4 protein-coding genes are annotated in these 3,728 nt (G+C 42.6%); 1 reads left to right on the top strand and 3 read right to left on the bottom strand.

The annotated features are described in order from the left end of the window. The 3 genes from Q0J48_RS06850 to Q0J48_RS06840 form a co-directional block, all read right to left on the bottom strand. Positions 1-558: SIS domain-containing protein (locus Q0J48_RS06850; protein WP_296242747.1), on the bottom strand; the 558-nt coding region annotated here is incomplete at its 3' end. A gap of 199 nt (positions 559-757) precedes the next feature. Continuing rightward, positions 758-1,642, bottom strand: a complete 885-nt coding sequence (locus tag Q0J48_RS06845) for a YitT family protein (protein WP_296242746.1) — start codon at positions 1,640-1,642, stop codon at positions 758-760. Between the two features lie 80 nt (positions 1,643-1,722). Then, positions 1,723-2,544 carry an HAD-IIB family hydrolase gene (locus Q0J48_RS06840; RefSeq protein ID WP_296242745.1) on the bottom strand — a complete coding sequence of 274 codons (822 nt, stop codon included), beginning with the start codon at positions 2,542-2,544 and terminating at the stop codon, positions 1,723-1,725. Between the two features lie 132 nt (positions 2,545-2,676). Between Q0J48_RS06840 and Q0J48_RS06835 the strand changes: the two genes are divergently transcribed. Then, the coding region (locus tag Q0J48_RS06835) for an aminotransferase class I/II-fold pyridoxal phosphate-dependent enzyme (RefSeq protein WP_296242744.1) at positions 2,677-3,728 on the top strand (1,052 nt) is incomplete at its 3' end.

Raw genomic sequence — 3,728 nt, 5'->3', positions numbered from 1 at the left:
GTTAAAAATTTTCTGATAAGTAAAATCAAATGGATATTGTGCTTTTGTTTCTTCACTCAATTCTGTTAATTTTTCCAATTCTTGTAAACAAACATCCCATTTCTCATTTGGCGCTAACACTTTCAACAAGTTGAAAATCAGACCATAAAGAATGCCTTTGTTTTTATCAGAATCACTAACTTCTTTTCCCCAGTCATAATGAACAGGATATTCAGCAGCTTCCCAAAGTTCAGATCCCACTAAATTAGAAAGGGCAACTGTCATAGCTCCTTTTTCTCTAGCCAGCTTAGTAGCGGCAATGGTTTCCGGTGTGTTGCCAGAATGTGAGCAGGAAATTACCAGTGAATCTGCGCAAAGATTTTTCGGTGTGTCATAAACAAATTCATTTGCGGTATATACATGACTAGGTACATTGGATTCACGATCAAATAAATATTGTCCAGCCATCAAAACAGCTTGAGATCCACCACAAGCCACAAAGTAAACTTCGTTCACCTCCCCTTTGGCCTTCAAGGCCTGAATTACCTTTTCAATTTGTTCTGCATGTTCTTGTCTCATAATTTTCTCCCTTTCTTAATGATTATATATCATTATATATCTTTACATAACCTATTATACATATAACAAATGATTATGCAAGCGTTTTCATTGTTTTTTAAATAATTATTTTTTCAAGACAAAAGAAAAAGACAGAGATACTTTTATACGCAAATGTATAAATATCTCTGTCTTTCATACAATATAAGCTAACAATATGTTACCATACATTTCGATTGATTGTTCCATCCTCAAAGGTAAAACCGGAACCATGGATTTCGTTAACATCACTAACGATCATAAAGGCTGCCGGATCAATGCGGTTGACCTCTTGTTCCACAAGCGGATACTCTTTTCGAGAAAGCACACACATCAATACCGGACGCTCTTGCGAAGTATATCCACCTTTACCGCTGAGTACCGTTACACCTCTGGACATTGTTTCCATTAGATAGTCTTGTACTTCCTCCCACTTGGAAGAAATGATCATTACATTCTTAGCACTCTGCGAACCTAATAACACGGTCTTATTGATGACCTGGCCGGCAATAAAAGCCGTGATGATCCCTACCAGCGCTTTCTGAAGACCATAAGTAAAGATTCCTAAAGATACGGTCAATACATCAATGATCATGACTGCCTGCCCGGAAGGGATCCTGGCATATTTTCTCAAGATCAAGGCCGGAATATCCATACCGCCGGTACTGGCATTGGCTCTAAAAGCCAGACCCAGTCCAAAACCGGCTAACACACCGGCATAGATGGCCGCCAGATAATCCGGCAACACAAAGGTGGATTCGGGAAACTGGGCCGCCACTGAAGAAAGAATGGTCACAAACACAGGATACGCAATCGCGGAAACCACGGTTTTCAACGCAAAGGCCTTGCCCAAGAAGATCAATCCTAAAAAGAACAATCCAATCGTTAAACCATTGATCATCCATACTGGATCGATGGGAATCAAAGGCTGCAGAGCCACCGAAAGCCCGGCAATGCCACCGTCCAACAAATCATTGGGCAAAACAATAAAAGCGACTTCACAGGCAATGATCAAATTTCCTATCAAAACAAAGATCAAGTCTTTGATCCAATTTTTCTTTTTCATAATCACAACTCCTTTGACTGTCTGTCTCATTATATCATTAGAAATCATCAAAAAAAGAATGTCTGAAACATTCTCTTTTTTTACTGAGCATTCGTGCAGACATCCACCATATGGCGAATGACCGAATACTCTTCAAAAGGACCCAGTTCATAATGCGCAGCAGCTTTGGCTTCCTTTGTGCTTTCGGCCGGACAGTAGGAATGTTCAAAACTCGACAACATGGAAACATCGTTGATGCCGTCTCCATAAACATAAATATCTTGATCATGGATATCCAGGATCTTTGCTAACTCTTTGACCGCGTTGCCTTTGGTGATGCCGGCCCCGGTGATCTCCGCCAAGCTGGGAACACTCGGTGCATTGACGATCTTGTCCGCATGATCTTTAGCCAATTGATCCATGAGGGGGCCCATCGATGGATCCGTAAAATGCAAGTTGACCTTATAGATCTCCTGATCCAAGATCCAATACGGATCGCTTTCAAAGGAATAGGCAGCCAGATTTTTGACCATATCTTCTTTGATATCACGGTTTCGCAACATCTGGTTTGCCATATAGATCTGTGTAAAGCTTTCCGCATCCTTGGTCGTATAGATCCCGTCAATCGTCTGGTATTCAAATTGAAAAGGCGTATCAAATAATAAAAAGTGAAGGACTTCTTTATTCAGAGGATGACGAATCAAGATCTTCTCATCGGGATCCAGAATACAAGAACCATTCATACAGATCACATAGCTTTTATCTAATTTAGCCGTTCGAAATAACGATAAATTTCGCCCGGTAGATACCGTAAATACATTTCCTGTCTCTTTGATGATCTGCAATCCGTGATTGATGATCCAGTCGGCCCGATGTTTTCGGTTCAGCAGCGTTCCATCCAAATCGCTCGCAAATAATTTCATCCTCCCGCTCCCTTTCTTTCGTCTTATTTATTATACATGAATTCCCGTGATCTTTTTCATCTTCTACGGCAAATCTTTGACATTCAAAAAGATGCCCTCTAAAATAAGCGTATACGAAAAGAGGATAAAATCATGAAAAATAAAGGAATGGGAACGAAATGTGTGCAAGGCGGATACACGCCTGGCAACGGGGAACCCAGGCAGATCCCCATCATCCAAAGTACTACGTTCAAATATGCGACCAGTGAAGATATGGGAAAATTATTTGATCTGGAAGCCGAAGGATATTTTTATACCCGTCTTCAAAATCCAACCAACGATGCCGTCGCCGCTAAGATTGCCGAATTAGAGGGCGGAAGTGCTGCCATGTTGACGAGCAGCGGTCAGGCGGCCAACTTGTTTGCAATCTTCAACATTGCCGGAAACGGTGATCACATCGTTGCCTCCAACAGTATTTACGGGGGAACTTATAACTTGTTTGCGGTCACGATGAAACGCATGGGCATCGATTTCACCTTCGTTGATCCAGACTGTTCCTTGGAAGAACTGGATGCGGCATTCCAGGAGAATACCAAAGCTGTCTTTGGGGAAACCATTGCCAATCCGGCTTTAACTGTATTGGATATTGAAAAATTTGCTCAGGCGGCCCACAGCCACGGTGTCCCTTTGATCATTGATAACACGTTTGCGACACCGATCTTATGCCGGCCGTTTGAATGGGGTGCGGATATTATCACACACTCCACTACCAAATACATGGATGGTCATGGAACGGCTGTCGGAGGCTGTATCGTCGATTCGGGAAAATTTGACTGGACCCAATATCCTGACAAATTCCCAGGGCTCACAACGCCCGATGAAAGCTATCACGGCATTACTTATACCGAACGCTTTGGCTTGGAAGGTGCTTTTATCACCAAAGCCACTGCTCAACTTATGCGCGATCTGGGAAGTATCCAAGCACCGCAAAATGCCTTTTATTTAAATCTTGGCCTAGAAAGTCTACACGTTCGCATGCCGCGACACAGTCAAAACGCTTTAGCGGTGGCCACGTTCTTATCGAAGCACCCCAAAGTACGCTCCGTACAATATAGCGGTTTGCCAGGCGATAAATATTATGACTTGGCACAGAAATATCTGCCAAACGGTTCTTGCGGTGTCGTAAGCTTCGAGATCGAAGGAGG

Origin of the sequence: uncultured Faecalicoccus sp. (assembly GCF_944325745.1) — a bacterium.
GTDB lineage: Bacteria > Bacillota_I > Bacilli_A > Erysipelotrichales > Erysipelotrichaceae > Faecalicoccus.
The sequence above is the reverse complement of the archived record's forward strand: the minus strand, read 5'-3'. Positions and strand labels throughout refer to the sequence as shown.